This is a genomic window from Chamaesiphon minutus PCC 6605, from assembly GCF_000317145.1.
Lineage (GTDB): Bacteria > Cyanobacteriota > Cyanobacteriia > Cyanobacteriales > Chamaesiphonaceae > Chamaesiphon > Chamaesiphon minutus.
In genome coordinates, this window is sequence record NC_019697.1 from 1,498,740 (window position 1) to 1,514,867 (window position 16,128).

The window sequence follows — 16,128 nt, forward strand, 5'->3', positions numbered from 1 at the left end:
TATAATTATTTTGCCAGTTTAGTCATGGATGGTTTCATAAATCCGATAATCTCGCCTGCAACTTGAGCTGCAAGTGCGTAGATACCCGCGCCCCCTCCTCTCGCAATTACCCCAGCCAGGATCGGTGCGCCGATCGCAAAACCCAGTTCTAAGCTATAGGCTGGCTGGCTCCCCGATGTATTGGCATTAATAAAACCAAGACAAGCACCCAAAATTGTCATCGAGAACTTGAAAATACCCAAACCCCACAGTGAAGCAAACCAAATCTCCAGTGGTTTGGTATTAATAAATGAGAATGCTAATGGGATCGGCAAAGCCAAAATTGACAAAATAAAACCTTCATCTGCTAATTCGCCAACGACAACCGACCAACCATCTAATATGGCACCAACTAACTTATCTCTGAGCCATTTATCTGGGTCTTTGACAAATGAAACAAATTGATTCCAAACGCTATCGTAATCGTATGAATCGACAAGGCTATTCATTTTGGCTTCTGTGTCGGCTAATTGGGCGACAAGTGCGGGATCTGTTACCGATAACTTAGCGGCGACAACCATCGTTTTTACGTCTTTAGTACACTGAACGTAGGCTGGATTTGGAATTACGTTACCTACTTTGGTAGAATCGGGATCTGCGATAGTTTTTGGTAACTTGATACAAACCTGCATTTGATTACTAATCGCCTTAATAGTGGCATCGTTAGTTTTAATTGCGGCAAGTTCGGCATTGACACTGCCTAATAATTTAGTAGTGGTCGCGATCGAATTATCGATCCCTCTAATCAGGGCGTAATTACCAACTGCGAAAACACGCGCTCCATAGGCATTGCCTACGAACATAAATGCGATCAGCATTAGCGTTAAAATCCGAACTAGATGATTTTTGAGGTTGTCAAAAGATAAATCGGGGATTATCGGAATCAGCCACCACAATACGCCAACTCCAGCAATAACTTTACATGGCTCGGTAATTGCCATCCAAAAAGTATCGGTCATCGATGCTGCGTTGCCAGTAATTAGGATGCTAATTATCTTAAAGAGTGCTTGTTCGTACTCACTTGCAATTACAGCAGGATCGGTTGAAGCAAGAATTGTAGTGTGAAGGATATCGACAAACAAAATAGTTATGCTCCATTTCAGGAGTTGATAGTTGAGAGTTGATAGTTGAGAAATATGAATTAAATCCAGCAAATATTACTCGATGCACACAACCGAGCGCGAGCTTTGATTTTGTTAGCTTCGAGATAAGTATCGCTGAGGGCATTCATGGTTGCCTCCACACGTTTTTCCTCGTCCTCGGCGAGATTTCGCTGTTGTACCAGCGCGTTGTGCTTGGCTTGATTTTCTCCTTGAGATAGATTGGCAAGCCCGATCGTATTTGCGGTAGCACCCATAATCAAACTCTGTGAGAGCATATTATTCATCGCCCCCATGCGGTTAAAACTGCTACCTGCTTTGGCACTGAGATCGGCTTGAGCGGCACCTGTTGCCAATGTGGAATTATTAGCATCGCCAGTCGCACTCATAATTGAGGAAACTGCTTTGTTGGTATTTTGGCGATTGGCTTCTGCTACGCTACTTCCAGATTTTTGTTTACCCAAATCTATTTGAGCGATGACAGCTTTGGTGTCTAAGCCTTTGCCATTAAGTAGGTTTGAAGCCTGATAAGCAATCATCTTGCCTGTCGGGTCGTCGGTTTTGACGCTACCATCTGCATTCAACGGTTGGATATTACCCGCTGCATCGAGTCCGTAACTGAGGCTGTCGCCAATTCTGCCGATGAGGTGGTATGAAAGTGCGTCCTTAATTTTCTTGCCACCCGCACTCCCGAACACGCTCGTCGGCTCCTGTGCGGCAATCATCAGGCGCATTCCCGCTTTGAGTCCGTTGGCTGCGACCCGCCCGACACAGAGTGAGAGCGGATCGAGATCGAAGGTAATCGATGCTTCGTCGATGAATAATAGAGATCCCTTTCCACTAGCAGCGGCAATCGCCCGTCGCATTGCCGCTGCGTACATAATCGTGCCGAATACAGCGGCATCATCGTTGTTACTGACTCCCCGCATCGCGATCGTCATGAGGGGACTATCGAGTTTGACGGTACTGGGCGAGTTGATACTTTTGCCGTAAGAGCCATCGATCCATCGTTGTAGTTGCAACTGGATCGTGCCAAGGGTCTGAATGTCATCGGCGGTTGCCTCCTTGGGATTTATCCGCTCGATCGTGCAAAACCGCTTGAAGTCAGACAGCACTGGATAATCCTGCCAAGCTATAGAGCCAATCCCCCCATTTATGGCTCGCTCGTAACGAATCAAGATCCGCTCGTCCTTGAAGAAGTTCTTAATCGCAGTTGTCAGCATCGAAATAACTTTGCTGCTACTTACGCCCTTGAGTTCGCCCTTCCAGCCCAGAACCATTGAAGTCAGGATTTGAAGAATGAACTCTTCATTCTGTCTTTTCATGTCCTCGCGAGTCTCTGGATCGATATCTTCAGCGATTAATGGTGTCTCGAAGAAGTTAATCGAGTCGTTAAAAACATCGATATAAGCCCCATTCATGTGTTCGGTAAAAGCTCTGAACGAACTAGCTTCCTTTGTCGGTGGTTGGTCTAGAATCGTGACAGGAATTTGTTGACTCAGTGCTTTATGGATGTTGAATGCTGCATATAACGTTTTACCCGATCGAGTTTTACCCCAAATCGCAGTGTGTCCCATGTGGGTGAAGGGATCGAAATAGACGGGTGAACCTCCTTTATTCGCAATAAATTCGATTCCAGATTTGTGAGCGTTAACTGTTGTTGTTAATGGAAAGTAAGCTGCGACGACTTCAGGACGCTCGCGATCTCGTCTGTCGCGGACATCTACCAACATCGACTTACCGTAAAATGGTAGGGATGATACCCACAGCGAATCAGCAGTATCTACTTCCAGGAGCAGGATTGCTGGCGAGCGAAAATGCGAGCAAAAATCGCGAGCGGCAAAGTGCATCTCCTCCAATGTTTCTCTATAGACGAACATACAGAGCGAAAACTCCACACTCGTATCCCCACCGATTAACATCCGCTCGGTTTCCAGGGCTTCTTTAAGTTCCTCGTCTGCCAAAACGTCAATTTGTCCTTTTTCCTCTGTTTCTTTCTTGCGGTAATGATTTTGCCGAATGAGTTGCTGGTTGTTATAACGAACGCCGAACTCTTCAGGACGCGATAGCTCTAGCACGATTCGATAATCGTAAGCCGAGCTAACTGCCATCAAATTTGATAGATAATGCAGTTGAACTTGTTGATACGATTCGTTACCCGCTTCTTCAAATACTTTGGGTTGAAGTTTCAGCAGCAGACTACCGACATAGCGACGATCGACTTTGATATGGTCGCGGTTGGAAGATGGTACCGCAGAGGGATAGCGCATCATTACCGTAGTTGGATGCAGTTGCGTCCGTACGTTTTCGCCGATCGTCCCTTTTTGCAGATCGAACTCGATTAATTGTGGTGCTGGCTCTGGTGCGAGTTCTTCTACCCGATCGTTAAACCGATTGAGTTCTTTCCAGCAATGCTGCCATACCTCTTCACCAGATAAAGGAGTGGCTTTGAGTTGAAGTTTATCTCGAAATAAATTCGACCATTCAAAAAAGCCTTGCTCGTAGGCATTAAGTAAAACTGCATCGATCGTTTGTTGGCGTATTTCCTCGATCGATCCCGATAGTCTTTGATACCAAAGAGAACCGTATTTGATGATTTTCTCGATGAGCTTTTGCTCTCGCGCTCCCAAGTTAGGGGTAAAAGTGCCCATCAAAAATACTTGGTGAGGGCGACGTTGACCGCTAGTGTCGAGATTTTGTAAAATCAGCATTTCCTCAGCGATTAATGGCTGAGATTGAGAAGATGCTGTTTCAAATTGAGCGATTAATTCATTCAGGCGGTCGGTACGATCGCAAAACGATTGGAATTCAACGCGCAACTTCTCACCGATCGGTAATTCGTGCCCTAAAGAGGCGATCGAGTTAACGATCGACCTAGCCGCGACTTCACCAAAATCATCGTGAATGCCTGGACATTCCCAAATAAAGCGCAATTTATATTCTGGCTTGTCAATTTCATGACTGGTATTTAGCAATAAGGCACCAACTTGAGTTCCATTTGGCAAAGTATAATTGATGATACTTTGCAAATGAGTTGAAGTTTCCAGGGGATAGAGCAGTTTCTTTTTGTCGCTCAAACCTTGATGTTTGATTTTTCTTAGTTCTCGCTTTTGGTTTAGATGTTTATTGATTTCCTTGTTTTTCATGGTGACAAATAAACTAAAGTATTTAAACCAACAGATTCGGTAATAAGTTCTAAGATATTTTCTTTGGATGAATATCGATCGACTGAGGAGTTAAATTTGAAAGTGGCGAACGATAATTCAAGCATCCTCTGGTATAGTTCTTTGGCCTTCTATTTCTTGCCAGTACATCTGCCATTCCATCTTTGAGTGAAAGTATGGCTGTGAAAAATAAAGTCACAAAAATAGCTGCAACGATATTGGCCGGAACCTTCAAATATCCTAGAAATAGACAGAAAACTACGATCAGAGCCAAGACTATGGCAACATCGCGAGGGATACCCATCATCTTCGCTCTGCGTCTTAATGCTCGATTAACTTCGATTCGTGTCTTTCTTTCCATGAATAGATACCGCTTGAATTATGCACCAGTGAACATAAAGGTAACGATCCGATCTGTCGCAATGACTAGAATTACGAGGACGATGATATTTAACATCGGCTTGACCACGCCAGAAAAATTTTCTCGATCGTATTCCTGATAGCCTAAATAAGCCTGCCAGATGGCAATACCACCGACTATTAGCAATACAGCCCAAGGGATCAGATTGACAATGGCAGTAAACAGAGTAGTAAATAGCGGACCTGCGACTGGGAATCCAGCCATGATCGTGGCAATTTTAGTAGTCGATACGGTTACGAAAGCATCGTAGATTGGGGCGGCATCAGCTTTAGGAGCTAAGTTCCATCCCCAAATAATTGGGGAGAAACAGGAAATCAAGGCATACCGAACATATTTCCAAGAAATCTTATTTCTAGGTTTGCTTAACGAAGTGGCGTGGTTCATGATGACACTCTATGTTTTCAAAGAATATAAGTTTCGACTCGATTCGTTCGAGCAATTATCGATCGAACGATAATAGCTTTTACATAAAAAATCAGATAGCGATCGCCATCGATCTAAGATTTAGTTGACAGGCAATCGAACGATAACATCCATATTTCGAGTAGAATAAACTTGACTTAATTAGTTAATCAGGTTAATTTTATCCCCTCTTTTATCCGCATGAGATTATAGACGATCGGTAAAAATAATCAAGAGTAAATTGCAGGATCGATAAAGCTTTACAATTGATAAAAAAATGGAGTAGTTATTCAGCTATTTGCTGAATAACTACTCCATTCAAGGTGTAAGCATTTACGATTGCTGTTGAGTTCGATCGTCGGCTCTGGCAATCTCCATCAAGTTTCCTTGAATTAATAGCGAGGGTATCCGAACTTGGCGACTATCGATTTAGACTTTTGCTTGACGCTAATTCCGACCTGGCTCTTTGACTCACGGACATTCTCTGAGTGTTGCCTTCGTCCGATTCGTTGAGCAGGATTTCCACATCACGATCGGCCAGATCTGGGTTAGCAGTAACGAGGGTCATGCCCTCGACTCGTGCTTGAGTGAGGAGGATCAGATCGAATCGATCTAGCGGCAACATTGCTAGCTTCAACACTTGATCCGCTCGAATATCTAAAAATTGTGCCCGCAACTTTTTCATTCGACTGGCAAGGTACGAATCGATCGGTTCGGGCAGCGATAACGTTCCCAGTGACACCTTAATCGTCAGCTCGCAAACGCTGGCAACCGAAAACCAGATTGAGTTAGTTTCGTCAGAGATGGCGGCGATCGTTGGAGCACTCAAGCGATCGGGTTCGACAAACCACCATAAAAAACACTGGGCATCGATTAGTATTTTCACTTGCGATAGATTCCTTACTCTTGTTTATGTGAAATACTAGAAAAATAGGGCTTATAAATAAGGGGGCAACGGGTTGTTGAAACTGGAGGGAATGTAATATAAGCCGCGATCTACACCCATACTGCGACTGCGAGATCGCTTATTTTCCACCGGAACTAACCTAGCCACCGCGACACCGCGATTGGAGATGATTATCTCTTCTCCTAGTTCCACGCGAGATAATAATTTGGAGAACTGGGATTTAGCGTTATAGATGGTAAACGTATTCATCTCGATCGCAAAAAATTAGATTTCAAACTTATTATAGAACAAAAATACTAATATCTTGCCAAAAGATATGGACATCACGAGCTTAAGGAACTGCAATAGGATACGCATTCTGTTCCGATGGCTATTCGATTAACTAAATATAAAAATTCCAACAGGGGCAAATAACTCTGCGGCATACTATAAATGTGAAGTATAGAGGAGAGTTATGCCAGAACCAATTACCACTATGACAGCTAGCACGATCGCTACTCTTGCTTTTCAAGAGTTTGTAAAATCTGGGGCTGGAGAACTCTCGAAGAAGTTTACCGCAGAAGCGATCGCCAAGATGGGACAGTTACGTAGTGAGTTTGTTGCCAGGATGTTAACCGTTAGCTCTTCACTTAAAGCACAAGGTCGCTCGGTGTTGGACTTTTTGACCCAATCTTGTCAAGCCTCTCGGTTGGGTACAACACCACCGACTTTAATTCCGATGTCTGATCCTACTTTTAGCAACGAGCGTATTATTCTTCTCTAGATCTGTTCAGGCTCAAACCGATTGGATTGCCGTCCCCCTGGGACGTTTACGTTGATTTTTACCAATTCATCAACTATATTTTGATCGGATTTGAATTGAATTTATCGAAATATCTCGATCTTCAGAATTATACTACAACAGGTTTGATGACTTATGATCGCCGAAAAAGACATCTTTACAATTATTATCAATAAAACGTAAAAAAAATCACATTTTCGATTGCTTATCGATAGAACCAATTAGTAATTTTGACTTTACACGTTCAGAATTGAAGCAACAAAATTAGAAAATTTAATGATAAACACAGAGAATCATGTTTTTTTAAAAAAACATGATTCTCTCGGACTTGGAGTGATCAGCTAAACTTGGTTTTAGATTTCAATATTACTCGACCCCCACATTGCTCAACCTGTTAGGGTTCAGATAAAGTGTCGATTCTTCTGAGGAACGATCGAGAATAATTTTATGGTCTGTGTGTAAGTATTATTAAATTAAAATGATACATTTACCACCCTATAGTACTTAGAGGGATATTCGCAAGCAGATTAATGCAATGACGGCTGGAACAGTTTGGAATAGAATTGCCAGCGGTCTGAGCTGGCGAGGTTTGTCAGGAGCATCTCCACCCAAAGATAGAGTTACGCTGCCATAAACCCCAGCAATCGCAATAAAAGTCAGAAAAAACGTCCAGATTTGTAGAGAATATGCTGGCGACAACCATCCCCATATGATGCCTGCTGCTAAAAAGCCATTATATAATCCCTGATTGCCTGCTAACACCTTTGTAAGTTGCTTTTCAGTAAAATTTGTAAATTTACCACTTGCGCTTTCCCATCGGAACATCTGCTGAATCAAAAAGTAAATATGTATGAGTCCAACTAAACTAATTAGAACAAGTATCAAAGTTTTCATAACAAAAAGTTGTTTCCTTGTGCGAGACAATAATATTAGTATATTGTAATTAGATAAATATTAATCATACATTGTGTAAATTAGTATATTGTAATTAGATAAATATTAATCATACATTGTGTAAATTAGTATATTAATATTAGTTGAGGATACGTTCAAAGTGAGGTGAAGATTATCTGTGTCGAGGCGATCGTGTTCCAACCGCAGCAGGTTGAAACCAGGGAGTAGCCCTCTTCTGTCACTCTCCCGAAAGCATAATCCCAAACCCTTGCGGCATAAGCTTTTATCAAAAATCTCCACGATTAAGCTATCGATCGCTAAATAAAGCTTCAAAACTTTTTGAGATAAGGCTTGTAGCGATCGCATTCAATTTTTAGTTAAGGAGAGTGACAGACGAGGGATAATCCGCCCCCAGAATATCCCTGCTATCTAGGAGTCCCATTAAGAACACCTAGTAAAGAAACGATCGGCACAATTTGTTCTTTCCTGCGGGAGCCACGTCCATTCACAGATTCGGAAGTCAAAATCGTTGAATTATTTGCCGAAAGAGCAGCTACCGCAATCGAAAATTATCGCCTCTATCAGCAGCAGATCCGATTCAATCAACGGCTGGCTGAAGAGGTTGCTGCTCGAACGCAAGAACTCCAGCTTGCTCAAGCAAAGCTGATCGAACGGGAACGATTAGCCGCCATTGGCGAATTTACAGCTACGATCGTGCATGAAGTGCGTAATCCTCTGACGACGATTGAGATGGGCTTAAAATATGCCCATAAAGTTTTGAATGCCAATGCCGATCGAGAGCGGCTAGCCCTGTCCCTGAGCGAATCCGATCGGCTTAAACATCTGTTGCAGGAAATTCTCTCCTATGCAAAACCCCAACCATTGCAGCTCTCCAGGCTGAATATCAGTGAATTCTTGAAGCTGCTGTTAATCCAGATTCAGGAACTACCTGAAGCTATCGATCGCCAGATCGAGTTTGAAAGCCATCTGCCAGCAGGTGAGGTGATGGTGGATATCAATAAGTTAAAACAAGTTTTTATCAATCTGTTGCGGAATGCCTGTGAAGCGATCGCCCCCCACGAGAGTGTTAGTTGTTCGATCTCTATGGAAATCGACTCGGACTACGTTGCGATCCAAATCCATAATGGTGGCGATCCGATTCCACCAGAGTTGTTGCCCAAACTCACTACACCCTTCTGCTCATCTAAGCCCTCTGGCACTGGATTAGGGTTGGCAATTTCCAAGCGAATTATTACAGATCATGATGGCAAACTGACGATCGAGTCTTCTAGCGTAGGAACGACTGTAAGCGTTTATTTGCCCATCTGCGCCCATCCGCTCCCAAATTCGGGTTGAGCATCTCAATATCCGTAATTCAGGTTTTATTCTGGAAAGACGATCGAAAACTTGCTGCCTTCACCTAATGTCGATCGCGAGCAGGAACCCATAGAACCCATTTGAGATCTTTGATGTGTTCGATTCTCCAAAGGAGAGGTTGCACCAACGAAATCATGTGTGAGTCGGATAGCATCAAGCGAGCAACTTCTGCGTTGGCTGTTCTTTCAGCATCATTATGAAAATACATTAAATATAGTTACAAATAGGACTAAATTCAACAAACTAATTCTAGGTCGCGATTGGACTGAATCTTGTCCGCCTAAATACCCAATCTGGGGTATTATACGGATAATTGTCGGGCTAATGCCGCTATTTGCGAGGGAATATGCAGACAGTTATCGGGATATTCACCCAATTTGGGGTGTTATGCGGATAACTTTCCGCATAATAAATAGTTAGACGCTTCAAACGTAAAAATTACCGGAAAGCTACGTGATACGGAAACGGTCATGCGTAGTTTGGAGGGGGGTGGTTGGAAAAGTACCAGTAATGGTAACTCGCTGGCTACCTACCCTACTTTACGTACGGCTCTGAGGAGAGGGAGGGGGATATATCTAAAACCATCTCCTTTACCCGACTTTCCAAAAAAGACAAAAACGTTCTCAGGAGAAGATTCAGATGCCATTTTTGAGGATTGAGACCAATCATGAATTTAATCAAGATGTCATCCAAAATGTCATCACTCAGGTTACGGATCAAGTTCATATCAATAAAGGAGATCCTAAAGAGATGATTTTGGTTGTTGTTAACACCAAGGTCAATGTTGCTTTTGGTGGGGATTACGACAAACCTGCTGCTGTTGTCCAACTTCTCAGTCTGAAAATGTCTGCGGAAGTCACCAAAAAATTGACAGAATGCATCAGTGATATTTTATTAGAAAGATTTAATGTACCAGCTAATCGTATGTACATCTTCTTTCAGGAATTTACGCAGATGCATCTGGTTGGCTGGAATCGTAAGATTTTTACGGAAATCTTAGGAGTTGAGAACTTAGATTCACCAGAATTAGCTCAAAAACAAGCAGAAGCGCAAAAAAAAAGCTAGCATCAATCAATCTTTAAAATTAGTAGGAGAAATATCAAAAATGAGCAACTTTATCCAAAGAATTCTTTCTGGTGAAATTTCCCTAGAAGAATATACAGATAACGAAAAGGAACGCCTAGTCTCTCAATTGATCTCCCATTTACCTGTTGGTTCTCTGTTAAAGGTAAGAGAACAGTTAAAGGGTAATATCGTTAACCAATCACACAAAGCGATTGGCAAAATTGTTCATTCTGTCTCAACAATACCTATCCCTGGTTTAGAAGTTGAGTTGTGGGATCACGATCTTTTCGGGATGAAAGATTTTTTAGGCAGTGGGATAACAGATCAGCATGGAGGTTTTGAAATATTTTACGATCCGAAAGCTGCTGGATTTGGGGATGATCCAGATTTGGAATTAAGGATTTTTGATCCTCCTCAAACTGCTGTTGTCGAAGGAAAATCCATCAGAAGAAAAAACTTGATTGAAGTCATCAAGGGTTCTGACAAGGTCAAAGAAGAAATTTATAACTTTGGACAATTGTCAATTTCTTACTATGAGTATGATCCAGATTATGCTCAATACTTCCCCTATTGTGTGCCCAAATCTATTAAGCATGATTTTGTGCCCCAAGCTTATGCCATAACAATAAAATCTGTTGCCAAATATGAACAGATCATGGACGGAATAATTCAAAAAAATCGAATAAATCCTAACGAACCATCCTATGATGAGATCCAAAAATCATTTCCAGAAACTCGAACTATCATTTTAGAAAGAGAAAATCCAGGCTGTACCAGAAGTGATGAATTCTTTGGAGACAGGATGTTAAATGGGTTTAATCCTGTTATTTTTAAGAAAGATAAAAACAATCCTTCCTTATATACCACTTCTTTTAATGGCGAACAATTTGAACTGACTGGTAAGATAGATTTGCCGAATTATAAAGTCAAATTTGAATTAAGAAATGAGCAACTGTTCCCTGTTGAAATTACGCTTCAATTCCGTGAAAATAATGCGAAAAAGCCAAATCCTCCATTAAAAGAACCCCAAACTTACAGGCCTGTTGATGGGAAAAAATGGTTGCAGGCTAAGCGAGTCATTCGTGCTACTCATCTGGGTGTTTTAGGAGAAGTGAAAGCTCATCTGAGTCAATGTCACTTTAATATGGAGCAGTATTCGATCTCTTTGTTGAGAAATGTCCGCAAAAATCCAGTGCGTGACTTCTTATATCCTCACCTCAAAGAAGTAGTCCATATTAACAATTTTGGTCGGCGAATATTGATGGATCCCAAGGGTGGATTTTTCGCTAAACTTGAGCCTATGCCTATCATTCCAGATATGTTGAAGTGGGTCAGGTCAAATTTAGGAAGTTATGACTGGACTGATTGGCAACCCAGAACCCCCCTTTGTGAGTCACATACTTACGCCAAAATCGGTAACTTATACTGGGATATTCTGACTACTCATGTCGATTCATTTTTTGACGAGCATCGTGACGGAATTATCAGCAATTGGGATGAAATTTTCACGTTTTCTGAGGATTTAGTTCAACATAGTGTTGCTCATGTTGCTCTGACGATGGAGCAGGTAGATGATGGAGATGAATGGTATGACTTAAATGAGATTGATCATTCTTCAAATCCTCGTCGAGAGGTTAATGGAGAGGTCAAAGCAGTCCGACCGATTACTTCATCGACAACAGCAACTGAACAAGATATCGCCAATCTTAAACAGGTTTGTAAATACGTAATTTATCAAACCACCTATTGGCATAGTTGTATTCACAATGAGCATAATCCTGAGTTTGCCGAGCTAAAATACGGAGCTCTCTTAAGCAATGGCTCAATGGGTGATGAAGATGATGAGAGTGTAATGCCAGGTCAGGAAGCAGCAAGTATTATTCTTGGAGCTTCTAATATGCTGACCGATTTCAGGTACGGTTACATACTTAAAAATGAGGATGGAGACGTTCCGCCTAAGTTGATTGAATTGGTTGCAAGCAAAAAAGCAGAATTTGAAAAACTTGGATTCGATCTCAACACCCTGCGTTCAAGATTGAATAGTTAGAGTTCAGGGATCGGTTCAGTCATCTGAAGTAATTCTAATAATGACTGTTCCGACCGTCCATATTGGCAAATATTGCCGATGCAAAGAGCGATCACACACATTAACAATTTTCAGGTTGGAACAACGCCAGTTCTACCTGATCCTCAATAATAAGGAGAAAATCATGCCCGGTACAAATGAAATAGATCAGTTGGAATATGGACAATGGATTTCTTTAAAAAAGGTGGAAGTTCTCCCCCTTGATATTGACTATTATTGGTCAGCTTACGATGATTATTTCGCTTATCTTAGTGCCTTAAGCGGCCGCACAGATGTACAAAAAGAAATAGGCTTTGGAAAGCCTGACAACAGCCCAGGTGCTATTGTTAGTTTTAACTTTGAGGGGATGAGAGTTTATGATCGCTTAGTAATGAATGATCGGGTAAACCATGTGTGGAAATTAGATATATCACAGGCGACTGAGCTATTTACCCTCTATCAAGTCACTACTCTTGCTAAGAAGGTTGACAATGGTACGGAAGTTACTGTTCTCGTTGAATTCGTTCTGCAAAGTGAAAAACGAGAGGAAAGAGAGGAAGCCCTCAATACTTTCAAAAAATACTTTGGATTACGCTCCTCTGAGTTACAGAACTTCCTGAAAACAAGAGACGGAGATAAATACTATGAGCTTCCTCAGACTAACTAGCAATAGTGATGGATGTAAGAATTGAAGCTAAGTCGCATCTATCGGGACTTAGGCAAAAATTTGTTGTAAAAAGGGCTGAAAGTCTCTTGTCTCTAAAAGTTGTCTAAGTCCTGCTATGTAATTCATGTTTAGGAGAAACACCTTATGACAGGTAAGTTAGTAGGAAAAGTCGCGTTAGTCACAGGTGCTTCATCGGGCATCGGTGAGGCGACAGCCATAGCCATAGCCCAAGAAGGGGTATCGGTCGTTCTAGTAGCACGCCGCGCTGACAGACTCGAAAAGTTACTCAGGCATATTTCGGACAACGGTGGACAGGCTATCTCAATTGTTGCTGACGTAGCTGATGAAATGCAGGCGCACGATATGCTACACAAAGCCCATACTCAATGGGGGCGCGTAGATATCCTGGTAAATAACGCAGGTGTCATGCAATTAGGCTTGATTGATGGTGCCAATACAGAAGAATGGCGCAGCATGATTAATATCAACTTTCTTGGATTGATGTATGCTACCCATGCAGCCTTACCAATAATGAAGGCACAGGGCGGAGGGCATATTATTAATATTTCCTCTACTGCTGGTTTAGAAGCAAATGCCAACACTGCTGTATATTCTGCCACAAAATTTGCCGTAGGTGCTTTTACAGAAGCCCTGCGCAAGGAAAACCACAGTCATAAAATTCGCGTTACCCTGATCGAGCCAGGTGCAGTAGCGACTGAACTGGGTGCTCAGATTACAGATCCTGAAGCAAAAGCATGGGCCGAGGCGTGGATACAATCAAAAACCCCTCTCGCCAGTGAGGACATTGCAGCAGCCATTGTTTATGCGGTCACTCAACCACCGCACGTCAACGTCAATGAAATTGTAGTCAGACCAATAGATCAACAATGAGCGTTTCTTGGTCTTGGTTCAATTATTAGTTCAATGAATCAAACTCAATTCACATCCCTTAGCTAAAAATCAACGATCAATGAGTAACTTAGTACCTCCAACAGAATCTGAAGTTAGACAGCTTGTAGACGAGTTTTATGCAAAACTTGATGCTCATGCCCCAGTAGAAGAATACATCGATTTATTTGCCTTTGGTGAACCCGATCTAATCCTCCAATTTCCTGGCATTACATTGACCAGTTGGGAGCAGTTTAAACCCTGGTATGAAGGTACTCTCAACGAGTTTTTTGATGAAGTTCATGCTGCCGAAAAAATTGAACTTACAGCTAACAATGAACAAGCAGATATCAAGGCAGTAGTCCATTGGGAAGCTAGTCGATGGAAGCCACCAGCTGCACATAGTCAAAGGATTGTTGCGTCTGTCGATCAAAGCTGGGTTGTGATTCGTTCCCCTGAGACACTGAAAGCTGTATTTAAACAGTACATTGTATACAAACTAAATTATCTTAATAGTTCTACTCAGTCAAAATAAGCATTTTGAGAACTAGGCAAAGATTAATCTTGCACATTGAGGATGATCTGTTACACAGGAGGATAAATTATGACCACTAGAGTTGGCATTTTACTCGTACATGGGATTGGTGAAACGAAGAAATTTGAAAACATAGAGGCAGTTGCTAGAAATATTGCTGCTGCTTTGCTTTCAGATCCATGTCTCAAAGTGCGGGTGATTATCAGCTTCGGGGGAACATAATTCTTCGGGCAAGACTAAAAATGACTGATATCACCATTAAATCTATAAAAAATTATAAGGAAAGAAAAAATGGCAAAGCTTGTGGCAATCGGCGATAGCCTTACTCAAGGATTTCAGAGTGGTGCGATTTTGAAAACAGAGTGGTCATACCCCAGTATGATTGCTCGCGCTCTTGGTTTGTCAGTCCCTACTGATTTTCGTATTCCTAGCTTTTTTGGTAGCGGATTACCCATAAATATAGAAGAACTCCTTAGATTTATGGCAACCGAACTGGGAGATGAAATATCGATAGATGAGTGGATTTTGCGTTTTCCTATTCTCTTAGAGCGATTCATTGATGATGTAGAAGATTTATATGAAAGAGGGAGAGGACGCAAGCCTTCAACTTTTAGAGGTCAATTCCATAATCTTGCCGTATGGGGTTTTCGAGTATTAGACACTTTCAGGATCAATTCAGAATATTGCGATCAGGTAATTAAGAAAAGTGAAGGCTGGATTGAAGATGATTTTCTTGGTCTGCCCAATGCTCCAATGTACCGAACTGCTCGGATTGTATTGAATCCTGCTAAAGAGAAAGATAAAGGAACTTGGACTCAGATTGATAATCTTCAGGCAATCAATGATAAAGAGGGAGTAGAAAATTTAATTATTTGGCTAGGTGCAAATGATTGTCTTGGAACAGTTGGGAGTTTGAGTCTCAAGGAAATGCCATCTACTTTTTCTAGTGAAGTTCCTGAAGAAAGAGGTAAGTTTAACTTAACTCACCCTGACATTTTTAAAAAAGACTACGCCACTCTCATTGCCAGCGTTAAGGCGGCGATCTCTGCTGATACTCGTGTGTTTGTAGGCACGATACCTTATGTTACCATTCCACCAATTACTCAAGGAATTGGCAAACTGCCAGCAGATAGCAAATACTTCGATTACTACGGAAGATTCTTTGCAAACGAGCACAATTTCAATCCTTTTTTTAATAGTAAATTGACGGGCGCAGAGATTGAAAAAATTGATGCAACTGTTGATGAATTCAATCAAATCATTCGTAGTGAAGTTTCTTCAGCAGGCGATAATTTCCATCTCGTCGATCTGGGTGGAATCTTAAATAGCCTCGCAGTCAAACGCAACCACTTGACTAATTCTCCAGATGAACCACTCAGAGCATATTATCAGTCTTTAGGTTTGAGCGACCATCCTCTTCTCAGCTTAGATCCTGTTCCCAATGCCCTATTATTAAAAACTCAAAATAGCACCCGAAAAAGTGGTGGGCTTTTTAGTTTAGATAGTGTGCACCCTTCAACCATTGGTTATGGTATTGCGGCTGAAGCTTTCTTAAGAAAGATGCAAGATGTAGGAGTTAAAGATGCTAATCCTTTACATCTTGACTGGAGGCAGATCATTGCTCAAGATTCTCTTCTTCAGTCCCCACCAGCATTATGGGATGACATCATTAATGGGGCTGAAAGGAATTCCATTCTTTGGGATGTTATTTTCAAGGTTCTTGGTTGATAAACTCGTATGAGTATATTGTGCCAACAGGGAAAAGTCCCTTAATGATACCTGTTCTTAGCCGAGATTAGGCAAGCTAAAATTGTTGACTTTAT

16 protein-coding genes and 1 pseudogene are annotated in these 16,128 nt (G+C 41.8%); 10 read left to right on the forward strand and 7 right to left on the reverse strand.

The window, feature by feature from the left end; translation table 11 throughout:
* Positions 1-5 precede the first annotated feature (5 nt).
* The 6 genes from CHA6605_RS06900 to CHA6605_RS37135 form a co-directional block, all read right to left on the reverse strand.
* Positions 6-1,193, reverse strand: coding sequence for a hypothetical protein (locus tag CHA6605_RS06900; protein WP_041547716.1), 1,188 nt, complete (start codon positions 1,191-1,193; stop codon positions 6-8).
* A complete protein-coding gene (locus tag CHA6605_RS06905) occupies positions 1,181-4,285 on the reverse strand; it encodes a hypothetical protein (protein WP_015158777.1) in 3,105 nt (1,034 codons plus the stop codon). Before CHA6605_RS06905 ends, CHA6605_RS06900 begins: the two co-directional genes overlap by 13 nt.
* 49 nt (positions 4,286-4,334) lie before the next feature.
* The gene (locus tag CHA6605_RS06910; protein ID WP_015158778.1) at positions 4,335-4,664 is read right to left on the reverse strand and encodes a VirB3 family type IV secretion system protein; all 330 of its coding nucleotides are present in this window, start codon (positions 4,662-4,664) and stop codon (positions 4,335-4,337) included.
* An 18-nt stretch (positions 4,665-4,682) separates the two neighbouring features.
* Positions 4,683-5,108 (reverse strand): hypothetical protein, encoded by a 426-nt coding sequence (locus CHA6605_RS06915; protein ID WP_015158779.1) that lies wholly within the window; start codon positions 5,106-5,108, stop codon positions 4,683-4,685.
* Between the two features lie 439 nt (positions 5,109-5,547).
* Positions 5,548-6,012: a type II toxin-antitoxin system VapC family toxin gene (locus tag CHA6605_RS06920; protein ID WP_015158780.1), complete on the reverse strand. Its 465-nt coding sequence runs from the start codon at positions 6,010-6,012 to the stop codon at positions 5,548-5,550.
* 51 nt (positions 6,013-6,063) lie between these two features.
* Positions 6,064-6,282: a type II toxin-antitoxin system Phd/YefM family antitoxin gene (locus tag CHA6605_RS37135; protein ID WP_015158781.1), complete on the reverse strand. Its 219-nt coding sequence runs from the start codon at positions 6,280-6,282 to the stop codon at positions 6,064-6,066.
* A gap of 205 nt (positions 6,283-6,487) precedes the next feature.
* Between CHA6605_RS37135 and CHA6605_RS06930 the strand changes: the two genes are divergently transcribed.
* Positions 6,488-6,796: a hypothetical protein gene (locus CHA6605_RS06930; protein WP_015158782.1), complete on the forward strand. Its 309-nt coding sequence runs from the start codon at positions 6,488-6,490 to the stop codon at positions 6,794-6,796.
* Between the two features lie 522 nt (positions 6,797-7,318).
* On the opposite strand, the gene CHA6605_RS06935 is transcribed toward CHA6605_RS06930, so the two are convergent.
* Positions 7,319-7,708 (reverse strand): DUF1304 domain-containing protein, encoded by a 390-nt coding sequence (locus CHA6605_RS06935; RefSeq protein ID WP_015158783.1) that lies wholly within the window; start codon positions 7,706-7,708, stop codon positions 7,319-7,321.
* Between the two features lie 435 nt (positions 7,709-8,143).
* Between CHA6605_RS06935 and CHA6605_RS37140 the strand changes: the two are divergent.
* The 9 genes and pseudogenes from CHA6605_RS37140 to CHA6605_RS06970 all read left to right on the forward strand — a co-directional run.
* Positions 8,144-8,260: pseudogene (locus tag CHA6605_RS37140) on the forward strand (hypothetical protein); the annotation flags it as partial.
* A 138-nt stretch (positions 8,261-8,398) separates the two neighbouring features.
* Entirely contained in the window at positions 8,399-9,064 is a 666-nt protein-coding gene (locus CHA6605_RS06940; protein ID WP_422678766.1) for a two-component system sensor histidine kinase NtrB, read from the forward strand.
* Positions 9,065-9,724: 660 nt separating this feature from the next.
* Positions 9,725-10,150: a phenylpyruvate tautomerase MIF-related protein gene (locus tag CHA6605_RS06945; protein ID WP_015158786.1), complete on the forward strand. Its 426-nt coding sequence runs from the start codon at positions 9,725-9,727 to the stop codon at positions 10,148-10,150.
* Between the two features lie 40 nt (positions 10,151-10,190).
* Positions 10,191-12,197, forward strand: coding sequence for a lipoxygenase family protein (locus CHA6605_RS06950; RefSeq protein WP_015158787.1), 2,007 nt, complete (start codon positions 10,191-10,193; stop codon positions 12,195-12,197).
* A gap of 40 nt (positions 12,198-12,237) precedes the next feature.
* Complete coding sequence (locus CHA6605_RS06955; RefSeq protein ID WP_041547718.1) at positions 12,238-12,882, forward strand: hypothetical protein; 645 nt, start codon at positions 12,238-12,240, stop codon at positions 12,880-12,882.
* Positions 12,883-13,026: 144 nt separating this feature from the next.
* Positions 13,027-13,773: an SDR family NAD(P)-dependent oxidoreductase gene (locus CHA6605_RS06960; RefSeq protein WP_015158789.1), complete on the forward strand. Its 747-nt coding sequence runs from the start codon at positions 13,027-13,029 to the stop codon at positions 13,771-13,773.
* Between the two features lie 79 nt (positions 13,774-13,852).
* Positions 13,853-14,305 (forward strand): hypothetical protein, encoded by a 453-nt coding sequence (locus tag CHA6605_RS06965; RefSeq protein WP_015158790.1) that lies wholly within the window; start codon positions 13,853-13,855, stop codon positions 14,303-14,305.
* Between the two features lie 69 nt (positions 14,306-14,374).
* Positions 14,375-14,527 (forward strand): hypothetical protein, encoded by a 153-nt coding sequence (locus tag CHA6605_RS33785; RefSeq protein WP_015158791.1) that lies wholly within the window; start codon positions 14,375-14,377, stop codon positions 14,525-14,527.
* Between the two features lie 69 nt (positions 14,528-14,596).
* Entirely contained in the window at positions 14,597-16,033 is a 1,437-nt protein-coding gene (locus CHA6605_RS06970; protein ID WP_015158792.1) for an SGNH/GDSL hydrolase family protein, read from the forward strand.
* Positions 16,034-16,128: the final 95 nt, after the last annotated feature.

Bases quoted from the DNA above. Each gene is read 5' to 3' on its own strand.
- CHA6605_RS06905 (WP_015158777.1), bottom strand. From the start codon at position 4,285: ATGAAAAACAAGGAAATCAATAAACATCTAAACCAAAAGCGAGAACTA.
- CHA6605_RS06910 (WP_015158778.1), bottom strand. From the start codon at position 4,664: ATGGAAAGAAAGACACGAATCGAAGTTAATCGAGCATTAAGACGCAGA.
- CHA6605_RS06915 (WP_015158779.1), bottom strand. From the start codon at position 5,108: ATGAACCACGCCACTTCGTTAAGCAAACCTAGAAATAAGATTTCTTGG.
- CHA6605_RS37135 (WP_015158781.1), bottom strand. From the start codon at position 6,282: ATGAATACGTTTACCATCTATAACGCTAAATCCCAGTTCTCCAAATTA.
- CHA6605_RS06930 (WP_015158782.1), top strand. From the start codon at position 6,488: ATGCCAGAACCAATTACCACTATGACAGCTAGCACGATCGCTACTCTT.
- CHA6605_RS06935 (WP_015158783.1), bottom strand. From the start codon at position 7,708: ATGAAAACTTTGATACTTGTTCTAATTAGTTTAGTTGGACTCATACAT.
- CHA6605_RS06945 (WP_015158786.1), top strand. From the start codon at position 9,725: ATGCCATTTTTGAGGATTGAGACCAATCATGAATTTAATCAAGATGTC.
- CHA6605_RS06950 (WP_015158787.1), top strand. From the start codon at position 10,191: ATGAGCAACTTTATCCAAAGAATTCTTTCTGGTGAAATTTCCCTAGAA.
- CHA6605_RS06955 (WP_041547718.1), top strand. From the start codon at position 12,238: ATGACTGTTCCGACCGTCCATATTGGCAAATATTGCCGATGCAAAGAG.
- CHA6605_RS06960 (WP_015158789.1), top strand. From the start codon at position 13,027: ATGACAGGTAAGTTAGTAGGAAAAGTCGCGTTAGTCACAGGTGCTTCA.
- CHA6605_RS06965 (WP_015158790.1), top strand. From the start codon at position 13,853: ATGAGTAACTTAGTACCTCCAACAGAATCTGAAGTTAGACAGCTTGTA.
- CHA6605_RS33785 (WP_015158791.1), top strand. From the start codon at position 14,375: ATGACCACTAGAGTTGGCATTTTACTCGTACATGGGATTGGTGAAACG.
- CHA6605_RS06970 (WP_015158792.1), top strand. From the start codon at position 14,597: ATGGCAAAGCTTGTGGCAATCGGCGATAGCCTTACTCAAGGATTTCAG.